This is a genomic window from Flexilinea flocculi (assembly GCF_001192795.1).
Taxonomy (GTDB): domain Bacteria; phylum Chloroflexota; class Anaerolineae; order Anaerolineales; family Anaerolineaceae; genus Flexilinea; species Flexilinea flocculi.
The window spans coordinates 2,015,609-2,037,323 of the sequence record NZ_DF968181.1; the positions used below are offsets into that span (position 1 = coordinate 2,015,609).

The following is a 21,715-nucleotide window of genomic DNA, read 5'->3' on the forward strand; positions in this document are numbered from 1 at the left end:
TCGAAATTCGATAAGAACAACAAATTTTCTTGATTGATTCGAAAAGTCAATCCGTTTTTCAAATTTCTGTTGATCGACCGAAATAAAGGTACGAATCATAAATTATGATTCATACCTTTATTCTATATCAATGTTATTTTCTTGAAGAGGAGAAATTTTCGTTATCTTTCACCCAACAGTTCGAAATATCATAGTATTTCATTCATACTGCCTGAGCGATACCCTTGCAAATCCAATGTGACATAAGTAAAACCGATTTGTTTCAATTTCGCTTCCACTTTTTCGCGGATTGCTTTTTCCAGAAAGCGATCGAATGCTTCCGGTTCAATTTCAATTCTGGCCATCAGTCCGTGAATTCTCACTCGGACCTGGACAAAGCCAAGATCCATTAAAAATTGTTCGGCCTGATCCACCATGCTCAATTTATCCGCTGTGATCGTTTCTCCATAGACAAAACGGGAAGCCAGACAGGCATAAGAAGGCTTTTCCCAGGTCGAAATTCCGATGTCTTTCGAAAGCTGACGAATTTCTTTTTTATATAGCTGTGCATACTGTAATGGACTTTTTACCGCCAGTTCCCGAATTGCCTGCAGCCCGGGGCGATAATCGCCCAAATCATCCATATTGGAACCTTCTGCTACAAAAGAAATCCCCTGCTCTTTCGAGATTTCAATGATCTTTGAAAAAATCCCTTTCTTGCATAGATAACAGCGGTTGGGAGGATTCTGGGCAAATCCGGGTATGCTCATTTCATTTGAATCGAATATTATATGTCGAATATGATTCGTCTCGGTAAAGTTAATCGCTTCCGTTAATTCTCGCTTTGGAAAAGATGCTGATCTTGCAGTAACTGCAATCACCTGATCGCCTAAAACATCATGAGCGGTCTTCAGCAAAAATGTGGAATCAACACCACCTGAAAAAGCGATTGCCACGCTGCCCAATTCTTTCAGGTAATTTTGCAGTTTTAGAAATTTTTCTTCAAGTTCACTCATTCGGCATGCCTTATGTATTGTTTTTACTATTCAGAATTATAGGGATAGGATTCGACTTTCAAAGATTATTATAAATCTTGATGACAAAAAAATTACCTTATGAACAATGAGAGTAAAAAGACAACAACTCGAAATACAGAAAAGCATCCCCATGCCGCAGATTGATACGATTCAATTGCATATTTTTACATATATTTTTCTCTCATCAGGGAAAAGACATCCAATGAAAAAGCCCAGTCCGAACAACCTGATGGCTGCATAAACACACATATGAAATCAAGATTTGATAATTCGTCATTTTTTCAATATTAATATGAGATTTTTTGAGTGGGCGTAACAGGACTCGAACCTGCGACCCCATCCTTGTAAGAGATGCTGAGCAGTGCTTAATTATGTCTATACCATATATATAGTAACTAATTGCCTACTACATACCTATATATGGTAGTACAACTGTCTATATAGTCTCAATATTCTATGCTTTGGTGTTTCATCTGCACCAGATTAATTTAAACAAGAAGGGCGACTCGTTTGTTTAATCCATGCCATAATTCTCTTCCTGAAGTAAAAGAATTGGGATAGCTTATGTTATTACATCGACAAAATTCTGTAAAGAAAATAATCAACATGAGCATCGAATCTAGGTTGGTATTACATAGATCGGTCTGCTTTTAAAACCCCAACTCTGAAACCTTTTTCCGGACGCTGGCATTGTAAAATGGCAAATATTCCGCTAACTTTTCCTTATCCAGGTCACTCAGGTACCATTCTGAAGTGTTTCCGATTCTCTTACCCAAAGTCATTAAATAAATCTGATCCAAAAAAGCCTTCTCCGGCTGTGCCAGGTAGGTTCCATTGATCAAATCAAAACCAAAAAATAATGCTTCCTGTAATTTGGAATATTCACATTCCACATCAGCGAAGGTCATTTTCTTAGTATGACGGGTTGTAGCCAACGTCAATCCATATAATCCCTGATTGATAATTCCGTATTTTGATAATGCGCTTTCAAAACTGATATAACTGGGATAATAAAGCTGTGTAGCCACTTTTTCGATATCCAATTTTTCTCGTTTCAGAGTATAGATACCACGCGTAATCTGAATTAAAACACCTGCGTCTAGCATTCTTTTAACCGGAATTTTGAGATGTGTTTCTTCCGGGAACAATTTTTTCAAGTCTTTAATGCTAAAGACATCTTTTCCTAATATTTCCAGTTTTTGGATTAACTGTTGGCGTTTCATTTTTTGAATAACTCGATTACTTTCCGTTGGTTTTTAGGCAGATAATGGTATAGACTATCCATTAGTTCTTTTTGATCATATTTATAATCATCTCTGATAATAAAATTTTGGCCCAATTTTTGGCTGATATACCAGGCATCGAATAAATCCCTGGGTTCTCGCCGTTCGCGATCCTCAATAATGCGGATTTTATCTTTAAGAATTGACTCCAGTGTGTAAACCCGACCGATCACTTCAAGATTATTAAAAGGACTTTTGATTAATGCGATCGTCTGTATAAAATCCCGGGGATTCTTGTTAACCTCAACTTTTATACCAATAGGAATAGGTCGGTAGTCCACATGGATGAGTACTTTAGCAAATAGTGTATATCGTTTATCATAAATGTCTTTGATCGCTGCTTCCGGAATGATTTTTTCAATCTTTTTGAGTACCCGGCTGAAATCAGTAAAAGCCACCTCATCCAACAAAGAAAAATCCAAATCTTCGGAGAATCTGACCGAACCATAAGCTAATCTCAAAGCAGTTCCACCTTTAAAAACCAGATTATTTTCAAAAGAGGAATTAAACAAAATATCCAGCAAAAACATTTGATAATGTTCCTTGAGAATATTATCAACAGTGGTTTGTTGCTCTAATGCGAATTTTTGAGTTTGATCTTGTGTTAGCATAGTATACATTAATGTATACCAACCTTACATTGTTGTCAAGCGCTTCAATATTTATCTAACCTCATACAATGAAATAATCTGATCCAAACGGCCAAACGGCTACATAAACACACATATGAAATCAAAATTTGATAAATCGTAATTTTTTTTATAATAATCAGGGATTTTTTGAGTGGGCGGAACAGGACTCGAACCTGCGACCCCATCCTTGTAAGGGATGTGCTCTAACCAACTGAGCTATCCGCCCGAATGTCCGAAATTATATCATAACCGCAGGTTAATTACGAATAATCAATTCGAAATCCGAATAGAATTCGTTGTTATTGTGTTGTTATTATGCTTCGTTTAAAAACAACACAATAACATACTGTTCGTTTTCCTTATAAGGTTTTTCCAGATTTATGAAACGCTGTTCTGATCTTGATCGGTCATCCGAATAAAGAGAAACATTTATTAATTCACTTGTTAACCGTTTTGTACAAAAATATAAGTTAAATAAACCATCTTAAGTCAATTCATAATTAAACAATTCCTTTCTGTTGTCTTTTCTTGAACAGATTGTTCTGATAAAATACTGATTACATCACAATCAAACTATGTGACATGAATGATGTATCCATGGTCGTTTTTGCAAGAATACTGCACGTTATAGCATCCTGCTGATCAATAAAATAATCTGCGCCAGGCAATTTGCAGATCAGTAAGATCCTTTTAATACGCTTCTTCAGCAAAATTAATTTTTGACCAACGCTATCTGATTTGATTCAGTTCATAAGCGTGTAATGATGATTCGATCGTTCTATGATCGTCTAACAAGAAAAGGCCAGGCGGAAAAAATGAAAAAAATTACTTATTGGTTTCTGACGATTCTGATGACATTGATTTCAGTCAGCCTCGTTTCAGCGCAAGATCTGCAAGCGACCAACCAGGCGCTGCAATTGGAACTGAATATTATGAAACTCCAGGCAACGATGGATGCCCTGCAGGCTGAAATGAATCAGACAAATAAGATTCCCGAAGACCCAAGCGGTGGGAAATTGACATGGGGAAGTCAGAATTCAGCATATTCTCCCACTCCAACCGCCTTGGGAAGTAATTATGCTCCTATCAATATGCAAAACTTTCCAGCATTGGTTCGTCCACAAGTTCCGTATGGTCCTCCGCCGAGATGGGAAAAGCCGAGAACCAATCATTTAACAGAAATTTATGTTGGCGAATCCGGTTCCTATCGAACAATCGCTGAGGCTTTGAAAAATTTGCCAGATAATGCAGGGGAAGTGATCCTGTACATGACAAGTGATACCGAAGAACCTTCCGATGGATTTGGTATTCCTATCGATAAAAAAATCACAGTGCTGCGAATTGCGTCCAATACGGGAGAACATCGAACTGCATGGCCTGCCGGTCGTTCGATTTGGTTTTTCTGCAATGGCGTCCCGTTCATTATCGAACCGGATGTTGAGTTCGCGAACAAAAGCATGATCATGGGCGGCGCCATCACTTATTCCCGGCATAATGTGCAAACTCCGCAAAGCGTCATCATCATTAATGGATCAGCCTGGTGGGTTTACGCTGGCGGCCAGTCAGGTGACAACGGTTACAGTTCTACCGTGGATAATGCCCTCGTGATTATTAATGGCAAAGTCGACCGCGTATTTGCCGGAGGCCGAACCATTTATGGCGAAACCTTTGTCAACCAATCCACTGTTGTATTGAACGGAACTGCGAATGAGGTTTATTGCAGCGGTTACACCGAATACCCGAATGCAAAAACGACCGTAGGATCTGCAAATATGTTGATTTATGGCTGGTATGGGATTTATGGACTAAGCCGCGGACAAGGCGAAGCTTTTCTGCTGAATTCAAGAGGCTGTTATTAGTTTTTCGGATCGAACCGGATTGGAAAGCGTTTTGGTTTTGTATCAAAGAAAGAAATAGTGGGCGGAACAGGACTCGAACCTGCGACCCCATCCTTGTAAGGGATGTGCTCTAACCAACTGAGCTATCCGCCCGAACGCAACACATTATACTATAGTTTTTCATTGTCAAGCGATTTTCGCCGGAAATTCGAAATATGAAAAGAATACTTTTCTTCAACGACTGGAAGGCAAGGATCCGTTAATCAAAAAATCCCCCGGGAATCGATCACTCCTTGAGGGATTTTTTGAACAAACAGGGAAACAATGGTTTTACTTCTGTCAGGTTATAATACAATTATACTATAAAAAGAAATGTTTTTGTCAATGCATTAACTCATATAGATTTTCCGGTTTTAAGGAATATTCAAGCTTTTTTTAAAAGCAGAAAGAATTCTAATTATTTTTCCATTCGTCTTGTTAAGATATCGAAATATTCCCTCATGAATCACAGAATTACCACAAATTAATGGATATTATTCCTCAAAATACAGGAGGAATATCATGCAATTCGATTCTGACTTGCTTCACTACTGAAGCCATCCGGATATCGCTTTTCAAGTTTGGTGATATTTTTTTGTGCAATTTCCTGCAAATCAACACCAATATCATGGGAATATACGGCAATATACCAAAGGATATCACCCAATTCCTCTATGACCTTTTCTTGATCATAGGGATGCCCATGTAAAAATACTTTCTTAGTACGATTGGCCAGTTCTCCCACTTCCCCAGCCAATGCCAGCGACCAGGTCAAATGCATCGTTTTTTCATCCATCGGTACTGTTGCTGTTCGCAGACAGAAATCCTGGTATTCATTCATCGTTTCAAAATTTACCATCTCGCTCCTTTATTCGTAATATTTTTTTCATGTATTTTCTATTCAAAAGCAGAATTCTAAATCTTCTCGTTTTCGTAATGAAGCTGTAGATAGCCGAGATCTTCAATTCTACAAATATTAATGCAAATTCCTCCGTTGATAATCAGTAATTCGAAATTTAGATTGATTTTTCAAATCAATCAAGAAAATTTATTATCCTTATGATTTTTGCGCGAACCGAATAACGATAAGAGTAACAAAGAATTCTTCTCAGATTTCGAATTACTGATTGTTAACAGCATTTATACAAAATTTTTATACAATATTATCAGGTTTCATCGATAATAATACAGGACTCTTTAATAGAATTATCGCCAATTGAGAAAAAAGACCACAATCTTTAAAAGTCAGACGATATGAAATAAGAGTATTCCTACAAAATTTAGGGCTGCAGTCAGACAAATGATTGCACCATGGAGTAAAAAATGAATTTTGATAAATTTACACAAAAAGCACAGGAAGCGGTCAGTCAATCACAGCAAATTGCCATCGAATTTTCCCATCAGACGATTGAACCGGCACATCTGTTATTAGCGCTGATCCGTCAACAGGAAGGCATCGTTCCAGCGATCGTCACACGCGTATCAGGTAGTGTTGCCGGGCTGCAAACGGATCTTGAAAAGGATCTTGAAGCTCGTTCGAAAGTATATGGAAGCAACACATCGTTAAGCATGTCCAAAACTACAGCAGACATCTTGGGAAACGCTGAAAAAATTGCCAAAGGCATGCAAGATGAATATGTTTCAACCGAACATCTATTCCTTGCACTGTGTGACAGTACAGAAGGAAAACGATTATCACAATTCGGATTGACAAAGGATTCGATTCTTAAAGCATTAATGTCTATTCGCGGCCGCCAAAGAGTGACCAATCAAAACCCTGAGGAAACCTATCAGTCATTGGAAAAATATGGCCGTGATTTGACTGCCATTGCCCGCCAGGGAAAACTGGATCCTGTCATCGGAAGAGATGACGAAATCCGGCGGACAATTCAAATATTATCCCGCAGGACGAAAAATAATCCGGCATTAATCGGTGACCCGGGTGTCGGAAAAACTGCAGTTGTGGAAGGGCTTGCACAGCGAATAGTCAAAGGAGATGTCCCGGAAGGTCTAAAAAATAAACGATTGGTCCAATTGGACATGTCCGCACTGGTTGCAGGTGCAAAATATCGTGGTGACTTTGAAGAACGACTGAAAGCGGTCCTGAAAGAGATTACGGACTCAGAAGGTGAAATTATCCTTTTTATTGACGAAATGCATACCATCGTTGGAGCGGGCGCTGCAGAAGGATCCATGGATGCCGGTAATATGATCAAACCGATGCTGGCACGCGGTGAATTACATCTGATCGGAGCCACCACGCTGGATGAATATCGAAAATATATCGAAAAAGATGCTGCGCTGGAAAGACGTTTTCAGACGGTTCTGGTCAATGAACCCAGTGTTGAAGATACCATCAGCATCCTGCGTGGTTTGAAACAACGGTATGAAGTCCATCACGGAGTTCGAATCACAGATCCGGCTGTTATTGCTGCGGCGACGCTCTCAAACCGCTATATCACTGACAGGCACCTGCCAGATAAAGCAATTGATCTGATCGATGAAGCGGCAGCCCGCCTTCGGACTGAAATTGATTCAAAGCCGCAGATCCTGGATGATGTCGACCGACAAATTATGCAACTCGAAATTGAAAAACAGGCACTCCAGAAAGAGCATGATGCCGCATCGAAAGAACGCCTGAAGAAAATTGAAGAGGATCTGTCCAATCTGAAAGAAAAGGCAAATTCCCTGTCGACCCGATGGCACACGGAAAAAGAGGCAATTCTAAAGCTTCGCACGATAAAAGAAAGATTGGAAGAGACTAATCTGAAAATCGAACAATCCGAACGAAACAGCAACTTGGAACAGGCAGCGCGGCTGCGTTACGGTGAACTGCCTGCACTGGAAAAAGAACGAAGTGAAGCTGAAAATCTGCTAAAAACGCTGCAGAAAGAAGGAGCTTTGCTAAAAGAGGAAGTTGATGATGAGGAAATCGCAGCTGTCGTCGGTAAATGGACGGGAATTCCAGTGTCACGCCTTTTGGAAAGCGAAATGCAGAAACTTTCTCATATGGAAGAACGGCTGCATCAACGCGTAGTCGGTCAGAATGATGCGGTCAACGCCGTCAGCAATGCAGTCCGCCGTTCTCGAGCTGGTTTACAGGATCCAAACCGCCCCATCGGATCGTTTATCTTTATTGGTCCGACTGGCGTCGGTAAAACCGAACTGGCAAAAGCGCTGGCAGAATTTCTGTTTGACGACGAAAAGGCAATCGTACGAATTGATATGAGCGAATATCAGGAAAAGCATACCGTTTCTCGACTGATCGGTGCGCCTCCCGGATATGTCGGTTATGAAGAGGGCGGACAATTGACTGAATCCATCCGCCGTCATCCGTACAGCGTCGTCTTATTTGATGAAATCGAAAAAGCTCACAGTGAAGTCTTTAATGTTTTACTGCAAGTCCTTGACGATGGACGGCTTACTGACGGTCAGGGCAGGACAGTCGATTTTCGCAATACGGTGATCATAATGACTTCGAATGCAGGATCTGAATTATGGATGAATGGAGCTCAGCTTGTGAGTCGTGAAGCCATTAACCGTGTTTTACAAAACACTTTTCGCCCCGAATTTCTTAACCGGCTTGATGAGATCGTTGTTTTCCATCCATTGACGATCAGTGATCTGCAACGCATCGTGAACATCCAATTGGAAAAAGTCCGTCAGCTCCTACGGCAAAGGGAGATGGCGCTCGAGCTATCGGATTCTGCCATTCGTTATCTGGTTGAAGCAGGAACAGATATCGAATATGGCGCTCGGCCTTTAAAGCGGGCTATCCAGCAAAACCTGTTGGATCCTCTCGCGTCTGAAATGATCAGCGGAAAATTTGTATCAGGAGATACAATTCACGTCAATGTGGATCCGAACCAGGAAAATCTCATATTTACGAAAGCATAATACTGAAAAGATATTTTGACAAAGCGGATCATGGCTCCAAGTTAGATTGCCATGATCCGCTTTTTTTTCATTCAACCGATCTTGATTTACCAGCAATTCGAAATATGAAAATTGAATCCTATTTTCATAGGAATTGCTATAAGGAACCTGTCATTGCGAGCCCCAAAAGGGGCGTGGCAATCTCCCCGCCACACGTAGGGCAGAGCGCCATCCGGAAAGAGATTGCTTCTCAATGATCGCAATGACAGATCAATCAATATTTCGAACAGCAGATGAAAGAAATTACACATCCGATAATGAAAATTGAATCCTATTTTCATAGGAATTACTGATTATTGGCAATTTTCAGTTTTCCTTTTTCTAACGGGTATAATTGGTTTCGAAATATTTATAACGGAGGCCCAATGTCCAACGTAACAATTACGAATCATCCATTAATTGAACACAAATTGTCAATTTTACGTGACGTTAACACGAACCCCACAATTTTTCGCCAACTGGTGAGTGAATTGGGGGCTCTTTTATGTTATGAAGCAACACGTGATCTGCCGATAAAACCCGTTGAAGTTCAGACTCCTTTGACAACGATGACAGCCTATGAAATGCAGGAAAGTATCGCGCTTATTCCGATTCTTCGTGCCGGCTTAGGAATGGTGGAAGGTATATGGGCGTTAATCCCCAATGCGCATGTTTTCCATATCGGTTTCTATCGTAATGAACAAACACTGGAGCCGGTTGAGTATTACAACAAACTCCCCAAGAATCATCCATTTAATACCTGTCTGATTCTTGATCCAATGCTCGCGACAGGCGGATCGGCAATTGCAACAACCGATATCATCAAACGTTGGGGAGCGAAAAAGATCAAATTTGTTGGGTTGATTGGCGCGCCGGAAGGAATCCGTGCATTACAAGAAGTGCATCCGGATGTCGATATCCATCTGGCAGCCATTGACGATCATCTCAATGAAAAAGGATACATTGTTCCTGGGCTGGGAGATGCCGGAGATCGACAATTTGGAACTGTTTTTTAATCCGGTTACCATTATGGTTTCACATAAAAAGTGGATGCACCGATCATAATCAGTCAATGCTTCCATTTTTAAGAAGCTTTTTTTATTTGAGAAAAGAACTATTGGTTATACCGTTATTGTTGAGAATCGTTCAACAATAACGGTATAACTTTTTAATCTTCAATTTTTACAAAAGGGTTTTTCGAATTTCGAATCGTTGTATAAATCTCCTTCTGTAATTTGAAGGAGGAACTATTTTAAAATTTTTGCATAAATTTTTGCGTCACAGAATTCTCCATGCACCGGCAGACGTTTCCGATAAACACCTTCCTGCTGCATTCCAAGTTTTTGCATAACGCGTTCTGATTTGTAGTTATCAATTTCGCATTGAGCCTCAACGCGATGTAAATTCAGATATTTTGCTCCAGCATCGATCATCGCATTTGCTGCCTCAACAATATACCCATGTCCCCAATATCGCGGGGACAAGCAGTATCCTAACTCTCCCATCAACAGATCAAAATCGACTGTCACGAATGCTATTGTTCCAATCAATTTATTTTCTTCTTTCAGAATAATTCCTCTGTCAATTTGCAATCTTTTCCCTTCCACATCTTCAAGAAACTTCAGAAAAGCTCGTGTGTCTTCAATAGTCCTGTGGGCAGACCAGCTCATAAACTGGGCGACCTCAGGTTTGGATGCATACTCAAAAATATCGTTTTCATCTTCCCATCGGATTGGACGAAGAATTAACCGATCTGTTGTAATCAACGCCGGAAATTGAGCCAAAATATCAAAAGACACTTTATTTGCCTCCATAATGAGCAACTGTCCTTTTGCAATTTAATTCTTTTTAGTAATAGAAAAGTAATTCGCAATTGTCACTAAGTCTATAATTCCTATAGATTTGAAAAAAATATTCATGCTAAAATTGATAAGCGTCATAGAATCCTTATGACATTTGTAATATTACTCCAATATACTCGTGATAATTTTATCACCAAGGTCATTTGAATGGAATTGGAAGCCCCGAAATAATGAATCGAAACAAGGAGTTTTTATGTTAGTTGGTTCTCGAATGACGTATCCCGTGATTACAATCAGTCCAAGAGCGACATTGGATTCAGCCAATGATTTGATCAATAAGGAATCCATTCATTCGCTGCCGGTTGTCGATCGACAGGGGCGTTTATTAGGTTTAATTACAAAAGATAAAATTGACAGCGTTCTTTGCAAAAACGGTTCGACTAATGAAGTAGAATCAGAGCTTTTAGTCGAAGACTTTATGATGACGCAAGTATTGACTGTTACTGAAAATACTCCCATTGAAGAAGCTGCACGGATTATTTCGGATTATGACATTAAATCTCTTCCGGTAATACGCGGTAATTATGTCGTAGGAATTATTACAGCCACCTCTCTTATCCGTATCTTCCTTGAAATGACTGGAGCCCGTTCCCAGGGAATTCGCTTGACGCTGCAAGTTGAAGACGTTCCTGGCAAGATTTTCTCCATTTTTAAGAAAATTTGTGAAATGAATGGAAATGTCGTTTCTTTTTCAACATACAACTCGGAAGAAAAAGGTTATAAGATGATGACGTTAAAAATTGACGGAATTGAAAAATATGAGTTAAAACAGGCAATTACACCGCTTGTATATAAAGTCGCAGATATTCGATAATTAGTATCCTTCTAAATCCGGATGACTGCTGCTTGAGCTCAACCGTTTTGTTCTTCATTGGAATAAATATCGAGAATACCCCATTGAAAAATCGATTTGAATTGGCGCAAAAAATCCTTCAATGATTAAAGGCAGATTGTAGCATTGGTTACAATTATTAACGAATAATTCGAAATATGAAAAGAATTCATTGATGTTCATACTGTTTTATGCTTAGCGCAAAGACATCAAAAGAACAAGTTTTTTTCCGATGGATACAAATTGCGAGTCAATATTTCGAATTACTGCCACAAATCCGCTATTGGTGTGTCATAATTGTAGACAGTTAAGAAAATTGAGGAATTGAGCCCAGATGATTTTCCGCAATACAAGACTATCGATAATCAAAAATCATAATCTCCTCTGATAGGGCAATTAGCCGTAATTTCGAAATTTGGAAAAGACTTAAAAAAATGCAGTTATTCGAAATATGAGAGGATTCTTTGTTGTTATATTGTTTTTGAACTTTCCATAAAACATCATAACGACAGGTTTTTCCTCGATTGATTCGAATAGCAAGTTAATATTTCGAATTTCTGAAAAAAAGATCTTTCCAAAGTATAATGCTGCTCTGATTGATCGACATAAGATGAGAATCAAAAGGTTTGAACTGTTCAGACAGAAAGTACGAAAATCTTGAAGAATTAAAGGAAAGAAAACGATTCATGATCGCATTGGACATTGAAACAACCGGACTTGATCCCCAAATTGATAGCATCACAGAAATTGCTGCGGTCAGGTTTTCAGCTTCAAGAATTGAAGACTCTTTTCAAACACTTGTGAACCCCAACCGGCCGATTCCTTCAAATATCACGCAGCTCACTCACATCACCAATGATATGGTGCGAAATGCTCCACAGATCAGTGATGTTTATTCGAAATTTATAGAGTTTATCGGTGATGATACGATCGTTGGACACAACGTTGGATTTGACCTCAGCTTTTTAAAGCGCGGTAATTACCTGAAAAAAAATCAGGTCTTCGACACCTATGAAATAGCTTCCGTACTCTTACCTTGCGCCTCCCGATATAATCTCGGTTCATTAGCGCAACAGATGGGAATCTTTGTTCAAGACCAGCATAGGGCTTTAGCGGATTGCATTTCGAATTATCAGGTTTATAATCGGCTGGTCGAAAAAGCCAATTCACTTCCTTTAAATCTTCTGATGGATATTGTTTCACTGGCATCCGGCACAGGATGGAGCGGTTCAGAGTTTTTCCGGCAGATCATTCAAAAACGGATTAAAAATGGCGAAAAGCCCCAATCCAGTTTCCAGATCCCGATTCCTGCAATTAAAAACCAATGGACTGACCAGAAATTAGAACTGAAACCTGCAGAAAAACCCGATCGACTTGATGCTGATGAAATTGCTGCGATTCTTGAATATGGCGGTGAATTTCACAAACATTTTCCAAATTATGAACAACGCCCACAACAAATTGAGATGCTGCGTTCCATTTGTCACGCTTTTTCTGAAGGGAAACACATGTTTATCGAAGCAGGTACCGGCACTGGAAAATCATTTGCCTATCTGATTCCTGCCTTTCATTGGGCGATAAAAAATGGAGAACGGGTAATCGTCTCAACCAATACGATCAACCTTCAGGATCAGCTAATTCATAAAGACATCCCTGAATTGGGACAAGCACTGGGAATAGACCTGCGCGCGACAATCCAAAAAGGTCGTAATAATTATCTTTGTCCACGCAAACTTCAACTCATCCATAACCGTGGGGCTGAATCACCGGAAGAAGTCCGTGTCATCGGTAAAATCTTAGTTTGGCTGCATGAAGGCGGAAATGGTGACCGCAGCGAAATAAATTTGAATGGTCCGATTGAAAAAGACATCTGGAGTCAGCTCAGCGCTGAAAATGATAGTTGTCGTTCAAACCAATGCCAAATCAGGCGCAAGGGTGCATGTCCATTCTACAACATACGCGATCAGGCGCTGCGCTCGCACGTCATCATCGCAAACCATGCGCTGCTTTTAGCGGATCTGGCAAATAATGGCGGCGTCTTACCGGATTATAAATATCTGATCATCGACGAAGGACACCATCTGGAATCCGCTGCGACAAGCGCATTCAGCTATCGTCTGTCCCCGATAGAAATTAACCGGATGCTGTTAGAACTGGGTAGTATCGGCAAAGGATTAATCGGACGGCTGCAAACTGAATTGCAGCCAATACTAAAACAAGATAACTATGCGCAGTTGATCGAGCGCTTCAATTTCATCACACAATACTCTTCCCAGCTTGACATCTCCTGCAAAGCATTGTTTGGATTGATTCAATTCTTTATGTCAGAAGCCAGAGAGGGTACACCGCTTTCAGTCTATGGTCAGCAGCTTCGGATAACCTCATCAGTTCGTACAGCAGCAGGCTGGAGTGACTTAGAGATCGCCTGGGATGATACAAACAATGCGTTTGAGAAAATCATTTCTGAAATGACTCTTGTTTCCAAAGATTTTGCTGATAATGACGATCTTGATGATGAAAATATTCTGGAATTGATTGATCTTTTTCGCGGTATCGGAAAACAGTTGCTGGAAGCCAGAAATCAAATCGATGGATTAATTGCCAATCCGATTCAAAATTTTGTCTATTGGATCGACATTTCTCCAGTCAACAACCGGTTGACACTGAATTCTGCGCCGCTTGCTGTTGGACCGATTGTCGAAAAATTACTCTGGCATGAAAAAGAGAGCATCATTCTTACCTCCGCCACATTAACGACTGATAACAGCTTTGACTATATGAAGGAAAGATTATGCGCTGACGAAGCGGAAGAATTATGTGTCGGATCACCCTTTGATTATGAGAATGCGGTTTTATTGTACATTCCGAATGACATACCGGATCCAAACCAGGGCGCCTCTCAGCATATGGTTGAAACGACCCTTATAAAGTTATGCAAAGCGACCGGTGGCAGAACATTGGCGCTTTTCACATCGTATGCCCAGTTGAAACGAACATCCAACAGTATTGCTCCTCAATTGGCTGAAGCCGGTATTACAGTCTTTGAACAAGGGGAAGGAGCTTCGGCATCTTCTTTGTTGGAAACATTTCGTGAGACAGATCAGGCAATTTTGCTGGGAACGCGCAGTTTTTGGGAAGGTGTTGATATTCAAGGCGAAAAATTATCTGTCGTTGTGATTGTCAAACTTCCGTTTGATGTGCCTTCCGATCCGATCATTGCAGCACGGTCAGAGAGTTTTGAGAATTCATTTGGCCAATACAACCTGCCGGAAGCAATCTTGAAATTCAGGCAGGGATTTGGTCGTTTAATTCGATCCCAATCAGATCGGGGGATCATCCTGGTTCTGGATTCCCGTGTACTGACAAAAAAATATGGGAGAGAATTTATCAACTCCATTCCCAAGTGCACTCAAATCATTAACAGCATCCGTGATCTGCCGCAAGTAGCACGCCGCTGGCTGAATTTATAAATAAATTCGGTCAACACGATCCGTTATTCCAGTCGTAACATCAGCTCGGGTGGTATGCCATCTTTCAGCGAGATCTTCAACTTCGATGGATTCCGAGCCTTGCTTGCCCAGAAGGATCACCTCTTCACCGATTGGAAAATAATCCGGCAGCAATACCATACAGGCATCAGTACACACACTCCCGACAACCGGAATTTTTTTCCCACCAATTAAAACGACATTATCATGCATTCGTCTGAATCCATCCCCATAACCAACCGGAATTACTCCAATCCAGGAATCTTCAGCAAGATGATAATGTTGTCCATACCCGATTCCATATCCTGCTGGTAATTTCCTGACAGATACAAGCCGTGTTTTCCAGACTAACGCTCTCTGCAGGTAAGATGGAAAAGGTTCATAATAGAATGGATTAACTCCTAAAAGAGCGCAGCCGACCCGCACTAAATTATAGCGAGATGAAGGAGTATTAAAAGCTGCTGCTGAGTTGGAGCAATGAATTTTTGCAGGATAAATGTTAATAGATCTGAGCAAATCCAGCGATTTTTCAAATCGTTCTTTCTGAATCACATTCAAAGGGGAATCGGGATCATCATCGATATTCGCATAATGGCTGTAGATACCTTCAATCTGAATACATCCCGTCGCCATCGCAGCTTCTGCTAAAGACGGTATTTCCTCAGGGAAGACTCCAAAACGTCCCATGCCTGTATCTACTTTTAAGTGAATTCTGGCAGGTATCTGAAATTTGCGGAAAGAGCATTCAATTTTCGGCAGCATTTCGATACCGTTTAACGATAATACTAAACGATTGCTGACTGCTGTATCGATTTCCTCCTGAGAAAAGGCATGAAAAACAAGAATATCCTTCTTAATTCCATTTTCCAGCAGTGTAAGACCTTCCTGTACCCGCGCAACGGCAAAAGAATCCACACCTACCTCATCGGCGATGCGAGCCACATCCACTGCGCCATAACCATAAGCGTTTGCTTTAACAACCGCCATCACGGGGGTTCCGGTTATTTCCATGCAGCTCCGGCAATTTTCCCGGATTGCATTTAAATCGATTTCCAACCATGTTGAAAAAAAGTCTGATTTAGTGAATTTTTGTTTTTCCATTTTGAGTATTTTATCAGGGAAATTCGTATCAGCAGGAGTATGATCAGCAATTCTGAATTTGATAAAGCCTTTTGAGAAAAAGATATGATTAGGTGTCGTGTTGTTTCCGCGCTCTACGCGGAAACAACACGACACCTAATCATATTTCTCATATTTCGAATCGCTGGAGTATAATACGTATTAAACAAGTAATAGTTGTTCACACAAGTAAAATAGCGTTTTTTACGCTTGGAAATGAAAGCTTGTAATAAACTACATATTTAAAACAAGATTAATTGCACTAAAAATTTCTATTGTCTGACATTTTATTGCATTTTTTTGTTTCATTCCATATAATTAACCCACGAAACTAATTTTCTGTCTCAGTCAATCACAGGAAAAACGCTGTTTCGAAAAAGGAGGCCCAAAAAAAAACTGAGCCAAAATAATCTCCGAAATGACTTTTTTTGTTGAACAGCAGATCATCTTTCGATAATCTGCTCTCATAAAATGAATTATATTGATGACTTATTTATATAAGTTCGTTCTAAGGTCTTCTCAGCTTTATGACTGAGAGATAAAAAACATAAGAGGAGAATCATTATTATGAAGAAGCTTTTTACAGTACTGTTTGTTCTTGTTTTCACGTTGACCGTTGTTGCGTTCAACGCTGAAGCTGCGGCTGAAGACTTCAAACTGGGCGTTATCCTTGTCCATGATGAAAACTCAGGCTATGATATGGCGCACATTGATGGCGTCAAAGGCGCTCAGGAAAAATTAGGCCTGACAGATGATCAAATCATCTTCAAATACAATATCCCAGAAACTGAAGCATGTTACGACAATGCAGTCGACCTTGCCGAGCAGGGCTGCGACCTGATTATCTCAGATTCATATGGACATCAGTCTTATATGATGCAGGCAGCAGCAGAATATCCGGACGTGATCTTCCTGGCTGCAACCGGTGATACCGCCTGGAAAGAACCGATGGAAAATGTCGCGAACTTCTTCCCTCACACGTACGAATCCCGCTACGTTTCCGGAATTGTCGCTGGAATGAAGCTGAAGGAATTGCTTGATTCCGGAAAAATTACCGATCCGTATGTCGGATATGTTGGCGCATACCCGTACGCCGAAGTGGTCAGTGGTTACACTGCCTTCTTCCTCGGCATCCGCTCAATCGTTCCGGACGCTCACATGGACGTTCAATATACGAACTCATGGTACGATCCGAAAGCTGAAGGCGAAGCAGCTAACGCTTTGATATCCAGAGGTTGCGTCATCATTGGTCAGCACGCTGACTCCACCGGCGCCCCGTCAGCCATTCAGGCAGCCAAAGACAGCGGCAAAATTGTTTACAGCGTTGGTTACAACATCAGCATGCTCGCTGTTGCTCCGACCGCTGCTCTGACCAGTGCCCAGAACCGTTGGGCTGCGCTCTACACACCGATTATCGAAAAAGCGATGAAGGGCGAAGCAATCCCGAAGGACTTTTCAGTAGGGTACGCAAATGACGCCGTTCAGATCGCTCCGCTTGGCCCGGAAGTTGCTGAAGGAACTCAGGAAGCGGTTGATGCCGCCATCGCTGGAATCATTGATGGCAGCCTGAATGTCTTTGACACTGACAATTTCACCGTCAAAGGCGAAAAAATCACCTCTTTCCTGGCTCTCGACACTGATGGCGACTGGACTGGAGACACTGGCGAAGCAATTGAGGATGGTATCTTCTATGAATCCAAACTCATCAGCGCTCCTTATTTCTCGCTGCGAATTGACGGCATCACTGAACTCACAAACGAGTAATTATTAATCACTAACAATGAGAAGCGACTGATATCAGTCGCTTCTCATAATCAAAACGATTTGAGCAGTATAGGATTAATAAAAAAATAGCAGAATATTCCAGACGATTCAACGAAATATCTGCTGATTGAGTTTTCACTTCCTGTCAATATTTTTAACAGAGGTGTAACCCTTAATAAATATGAGTTACACCTCTGTTAAAAAACAAAAAAAAATAACTGTTTTTCAGGATTTTATTCAAGGCAGAGCAGCGTTATCGCCCTGTCATGAGAAAGGAACCCTACTTGGAACAGAATGTAGCTATTCGAATGGTCGATATCACCAAACGATTCGCTGATGTGGTCGCCAACAACAAAATTAATCTGGAAATTCGGTTCGGAGAAATTTTGGCTCTCCTTGGTGAAAACGGCAGCGGCAAGACCACATTAATGAACATGCTGTCCGGAATCTACATGCAGGACAGCGGTGCCATCTATGTCAAAGGTGAACGGATTACAATCAAAGACCCGCACGATGCATATAGTCTGCACATCGGTATGATCCACCAGCACTTTAAATTGGTAGAAGTGCTGACTGCTGCAGAAAACATTATCCTCGGGCTGAATGAAACCCGCCTGATCGATTTAAAAAACGTCCGTGAACAGGTTAAAAAAATCTGTGATCGTTATGGATTCGTCGTTGATCCGGATAAAAAAGTTTACGATATGTCCGTTTCCGAAAAACAGACGCTCGAAATCGTCAAGGTTCTTTATCGTGGTGCTGATATTCTGATTCTGGACGAACCGACTGCAGTGCTGACCCCTCAGGAAACTGACAAGCTCTTCGTTGTCATGCGCAACATGAAAGCGGATGGGAAATCAATTGTGATCATCACGCACAAATTGCACGAAGTGATGGAAATTTCAGATCGGGTTGCCGTTCTACGCAAAGGTGAATACATCGGCGATGTTCTCACGAGCCAAACGGATCCGCAGAAACTGACCGACATGATGGTGGGTCGTTCAGTTACACTCAACATCGATCGGCCGGAACCAGTCAATCCGAAGGAAAGCCTGGTTGTAAAGAACTTGGGCGTCAAAGACATCAACGGCGTGAAAAAACTTGAAAATGTATCTTTCACAGCTTACACCGGTGAAATCCTCGGCATCGCCGGCATTTCAGGCTGCGGACAGAAAGAATTACTTGAAGCGATTGCCGGATTGCACAAGCTGGAACCAGGTAGTAGCATCATGTTTTATCCCCGTGGAAACAAAGAAGAGGGAGAAGACCTTGCCGGTCAGTCGCCGATCGATATCAAGCATAAAGGCGTTCATCTGGCCTTTGTCCCCGAAGACCGGCTCGGTATGGGGCTGGTTGGAAACATGAACATTCCTGACAACATAATGCTCAAATGCTATGATCAGGGCAAATCACCCTTTACTAACAAAAAAAAGCCGCGGCAACAGGCGATCGAAATCATCCATGATCTTGAAATCGTGACTCCGGGATTGCGGACGCCCATTCGTCGTCTCTCCGGTGGGAACGTCCAGAAGATTCTGGTCGGTCGGGAAATCTCCTCCGATCCTTATCTGCTGATGACGGCTTACGCAGTACGCGGACTTGACATCAACACTTCCTACACAATCTATCGGTTGCTTAACGAGCAAAAGAAAAAAGGAACAGCCGTGATTTATGTCGGTGAAGACCTGGACGTTCTGCTTGAGCTTTGTGACCGCATTCTGGTGTTATGTAGCGGACGTGTCAGCGGGATCGTCGACGGCCGGACAGCGAAGAAAGAAGAAGTTGGTCTGTTAATGACGCATTTCAAGGAGGAGACAGCATGATGAAACAAAAACATAGAAAGAAGGAACCTCTGTTTCGCATCTCCAAGAACGGTTTTGTCCCGCTTTATAAAGCGTGGGCAATCCGAATCGGCGCGTTGCTGCTGGCTTTAGTCGTATGCGCGTTCATCATTTATTCAATAACCAAACTAAACCCGCTGAAAGTTTATGGAACGATGTTCCAGGGTGCTTTTGGAACCAACAAGCGCATGTGGGTCACCATCCGCGACACCATGATGCTTCTCTGCATCGGATTGGGGCTTGCGCCGGCATTCAAAATGCGTTTTTGGAATATCGGTGCCGAGGGTCAGGTGCTCGTTGGCGGAATCGCCTCAGCTGCCTGCATGATTTATCTCAGAGGGAAGATGTCCGCAACGGCAGTGCTGCCCATCATGTTTGTCTGCAGCATGTTGGCGGGCGCTATCTGGGGATTCATTCCCGGCTATTTCAAAGCCAAATATGGAACAAATGAAACGCTGTTCACGCTGATGATGAACTACATCGCGATCCAGCTGACCTCATACTTTGTGGCGCTCTGGGAAAATCCTTACGGTTCGAACACAGTCGGAATCATCAACTCCCGCGATAAATTTGGGTGGTTCCCGCCGATATTCGGACAGATGTATGGCTTGAACGTCATCATTGTCCTGGTGCTGGTGGTCTTAATTTATGTTTATCTGAATTACACCAAACAGGGCTTTGAGATTTCCGTAGTTGGTGACAGCGAAAATACCGCCAGATACTGCGGCATTGACGTCAAACGAGTCATCATCCGAACAATGATCATCTCCGGAGCAATCTGCGGAATCGCCGGCTTTCTGGCGGTCGCCGGTGCCGGACACACGATCTCAGTCAGTACCGCCGGCGGTCGTGGCTTTACGACCATCATCGTCGCCTGGATGGCAAAATTCAATTCGTTTGTGATGGTTTTATTCTCATCGCTGCTGGTTTTCCTCGAAAAAGGCGCAATGGAAATCGCTTCCCGTTATCAGCTTTCAGATTATGTCTCAAATATGATTATCGGCATTATCCTGTTTTTCATTTTGGGAAGTGAATTCTTTATCAACTTCAAAGTCAGATTACGCCAGCGCTTTACAAAGGATAAGTCCCAATGAACCAATTCATCTCATTATTTCAGGCATCCATCGTTTTTGGAACCGTCATCCTTTTCGGTGCAGTTGGAGAAATCCTGACCGAAAAATCGGGTAACCTGAACCTTGGTGTTCCAGGCATTATGTATCTTGGAAGTATAGCCAGTCTGATCGGTGTTTTCTATTATGAACGATATGTCGAAAATCCGATCCCGATTGTCTGTATTCTGATCGCGCTCGTCTGCGCAATCATCGCCTCCATGCTGGGGGGGCTGTTGTTCAGCTTTATGACCATCACGCTGCGCTGCAACCAGAATGTGATGGGGCTTGCATTCAATATTTTTGCTGGCGGATTCGCCAATTTTTATGGCGGCTCCCTCAACAAACTGGCTGGTGGCGTCGGTCAAATCAACGTGTTGGCAACCAGTGCGGCATTCAGAACTAAAATTCCCTCCTATCAAAGTTTAGGACCCTTCGGCCATCTTTTCCTGTCTTATGGATTTTTGGTCTATCTCGCAATTTTCCTGGCTTTCGCGATCAGCTGGTTTTTGACTCGTACTACAGTCGGATTAAATCTGCGCTCGGTCGGTGAAAATCCAGCGACCGCAGATGCGGCAGGAATTAACGTCACAAAGTACAAGTACGTTTCAACTTGCGTCGGCGCTGCAATTTCAGGCCTCGGTGGTCTCTATTATGTGATGGATTATATGAAAGGCACCTGGGACAGCGATGGCTCAATCGAAGGGCTGGGTTGGCTTGCGGTGGCGCTGGTCATTTTCGCCTCCTGGAAAGCACCTCGCGCGATCTGGGGATCTTACCTGTTTGGAATGCTCTCATGGGCTTATTTCTATATCCCGGAACTGACACGCAGTTCACAGGAAATATTCAAAATGCTTCCCTATATCGTGACTGTTCTAGTTCTGATTGTCGTGGCTTATCAGCATAAACCGGACAATCAACCGCCCAATGCGCTTGGGCTTCCCTATTTCCGGGAAGATCGCTAATGGCAGGCATGG

The 21,715-nt window shown here is 41.9% G+C and carries 15 protein-coding genes and 2 tRNA genes; 9 read left to right on the forward strand and 8 right to left on the reverse strand.

The features are described from left to right. Positions 1 to 188: 188 nt before the first annotated feature. The 4 genes from larE to ATC1_RS13370 form a co-directional block, all read right to left on the reverse strand. Complete coding sequence (gene larE, locus ATC1_RS13355; RefSeq protein WP_062283287.1) at positions 189 to 995, reverse strand: ATP-dependent sacrificial sulfur transferase LarE; 807 nt, start codon at positions 993 to 995, stop codon at positions 189 to 191. A 671-nt stretch (positions 996 to 1,666) separates the two neighbouring features. After that, positions 1,667 to 2,239 (reverse strand): type IV toxin-antitoxin system AbiEi family antitoxin domain-containing protein, encoded by a 573-nt coding sequence (locus ATC1_RS13360; RefSeq protein WP_062283290.1) that lies wholly within the window; start codon positions 2,237 to 2,239, stop codon positions 1,667 to 1,669. Next, positions 2,236 to 2,919, reverse strand: a complete 684-nt coding sequence (locus ATC1_RS13365) for a nucleotidyl transferase AbiEii/AbiGii toxin family protein (RefSeq protein ID WP_082174806.1) — start codon at positions 2,917 to 2,919, stop codon at positions 2,236 to 2,238. Before ATC1_RS13365 ends, ATC1_RS13360 begins: the two co-directional genes overlap by 4 nt. A 164-nt stretch (positions 2,920 to 3,083) precedes the next feature. After that, positions 3,084 to 3,157: transfer RNA gene (locus ATC1_RS13370), tRNA-Val, on the reverse strand. Between the two features lie 589 nt (positions 3,158 to 3,746). Between ATC1_RS13370 and ATC1_RS13375 the strand changes: the two genes are divergently transcribed. Then, on the forward strand, positions 3,747 to 4,790 hold the full coding sequence (locus ATC1_RS13375; RefSeq protein ID WP_062283298.1) for a hypothetical protein: 1,044 nt from the start codon (positions 3,747 to 3,749) through the stop codon (positions 4,788 to 4,790). 58 nt (positions 4,791 to 4,848) lie between these two features. Here the strand turns inward: ATC1_RS13375 and ATC1_RS13380 are convergent. Then, positions 4,849 to 4,922 (reverse strand) — tRNA-Val (locus ATC1_RS13380). 406 nt (positions 4,923 to 5,328) lie between these two features. Continuing rightward, positions 5,329 to 5,667 carry a nucleoside triphosphate pyrophosphohydrolase family protein gene (locus ATC1_RS13385; protein ID WP_201777294.1) on the reverse strand — a complete coding sequence of 113 codons (339 nt, stop codon included), beginning with the start codon at positions 5,665 to 5,667 and terminating at the stop codon, positions 5,329 to 5,331. A 464-nt stretch (positions 5,668 to 6,131) separates the two neighbouring features. Here ATC1_RS13385 and clpB point away from each other — a divergent pair, with 464 nt between their 5' ends. Continuing rightward, positions 6,132 to 8,705, forward strand: coding sequence for an ATP-dependent chaperone ClpB (gene clpB / locus ATC1_RS13390; protein WP_062283301.1), 2,574 nt, complete (start codon positions 6,132 to 6,134; stop codon positions 8,703 to 8,705). A 404-nt stretch (positions 8,706 to 9,109) separates the two neighbouring features. Continuing rightward, positions 9,110 to 9,739: a uracil phosphoribosyltransferase gene (gene upp / locus ATC1_RS13395; RefSeq protein WP_062283304.1), complete on the forward strand. Its 630-nt coding sequence runs from the start codon at positions 9,110 to 9,112 to the stop codon at positions 9,737 to 9,739. 231 nt (positions 9,740 to 9,970) lie between these two features. On the opposite strand, the gene ATC1_RS13400 is transcribed toward upp, so the two are convergent. After that, positions 9,971 to 10,522: a GNAT family N-acetyltransferase gene (locus ATC1_RS13400; RefSeq protein ID WP_172667792.1), complete on the reverse strand. Its 552-nt coding sequence runs from the start codon at positions 10,520 to 10,522 to the stop codon at positions 9,971 to 9,973. A gap of 256 nt (positions 10,523 to 10,778) precedes the next feature. On the opposite strand from ATC1_RS13400, the gene ATC1_RS13405 reads away from it, so the two are divergent. Further along, on the forward strand, positions 10,779 to 11,399 hold the full coding sequence (locus ATC1_RS13405) for a CBS domain-containing protein (protein ID WP_062283309.1): 621 nt from the start codon (positions 10,779 to 10,781) through the stop codon (positions 11,397 to 11,399). Between the two features lie 644 nt (positions 11,400 to 12,043). Continuing rightward, positions 12,044 to 14,887 (forward strand): helicase C-terminal domain-containing protein, encoded by a 2,844-nt coding sequence (locus tag ATC1_RS13410; RefSeq protein ID WP_269079297.1) that lies wholly within the window; start codon positions 12,044 to 12,046, stop codon positions 14,885 to 14,887. Here ATC1_RS13410 and alr read toward each other — a convergent pair. Continuing rightward, positions 14,882 to 16,006 (reverse strand): alanine racemase, encoded by a 1,125-nt coding sequence (alr, locus tag ATC1_RS13415; RefSeq protein ID WP_152024323.1) that lies wholly within the window; start codon positions 16,004 to 16,006, stop codon positions 14,882 to 14,884. The two genes, ATC1_RS13410 and alr, sit on opposite strands and share 6 nt — an antisense overlap. Before the next feature lie 585 nt (positions 16,007 to 16,591). On the opposite strand from alr, the gene ATC1_RS13420 reads away from it, so the two are divergent. From ATC1_RS13420 to ATC1_RS13435, 4 genes are all read left to right on the forward strand, one after another. Then, positions 16,592 to 17,788 (forward strand): BMP family ABC transporter substrate-binding protein, encoded by a 1,197-nt coding sequence (locus tag ATC1_RS13420; protein ID WP_062283320.1) that lies wholly within the window; start codon positions 16,592 to 16,594, stop codon positions 17,786 to 17,788. A 284-nt stretch (positions 17,789 to 18,072) separates the two neighbouring features. After that, the gene (locus tag ATC1_RS13425) at positions 18,073 to 19,611 is read left to right on the forward strand and encodes an ABC transporter ATP-binding protein (RefSeq protein WP_062283323.1); all 1,539 of its coding nucleotides are present in this window, start codon (positions 18,073 to 18,075) and stop codon (positions 19,609 to 19,611) included. After that, positions 19,608 to 20,723, forward strand: coding sequence for an ABC transporter permease (locus ATC1_RS13430; protein WP_062283327.1), 1,116 nt, complete (start codon positions 19,608 to 19,610; stop codon positions 20,721 to 20,723). Before ATC1_RS13425 ends, ATC1_RS13430 begins: the two co-directional genes overlap by 4 nt. Then, positions 20,720 to 21,703, forward strand: coding sequence for an ABC transporter permease (locus tag ATC1_RS13435; RefSeq protein ID WP_062283333.1), 984 nt, complete (start codon positions 20,720 to 20,722; stop codon positions 21,701 to 21,703). The genes ATC1_RS13430 and ATC1_RS13435 overlap by 4 nt, the downstream gene beginning before the upstream one ends. Positions 21,704 to 21,715: the final 12 nt, after the last annotated feature.